Source organism: Salmonella sp. SAL4457, assembly GCF_046548235.1.
In the GTDB taxonomy this organism is placed as follows: Bacteria; Pseudomonadota; Gammaproteobacteria; order Enterobacterales; family Enterobacteriaceae; genus Salmonella; species Salmonella enterica.
This window is the reverse complement of record NZ_JBGDZO010000696.1, coordinates 1-262: the sequence shown is the minus strand read 5'-3', so window position 1 is coordinate 262 and position 262 is coordinate 1. Positions and strand designations below refer to the sequence as shown.

The following is a 262-nucleotide window of genomic DNA, read 5'->3' as shown; positions in this document are numbered from 1 at the left end:
ATCCCGGCACTCTGGTGCTGATCTCCCACGACCGCGACTTCCTCGATGCGGTGGTGGACCACGTGGTGCATCTGGAAAACCGCAAGCTGACCCTCTACCGCGGCGGCTATTCCGCTTTCGAGCGGACCCGCGCCGAGCGGCTGGCTCAGCAACAGCAGGCCTACGAGAAACAGCAGGCGCAGCGTGCGCACATGGAAAGCTTCATCGCCCGCTTCAAGGCCAAGGCCACCAAGGCGCGCCAGGCGCAGAGCCGGATCAAGGC

1 pseudogene is annotated in these 262 nt (G+C 65.3%); it reads left to right on the top strand.

Annotated features, from left to right (window positions below):
- A pseudogene (locus ACLJNW_RS25960) lies at positions 1 to 262 on the top strand (ABC transporter ATP-binding protein); the annotation flags it as partial.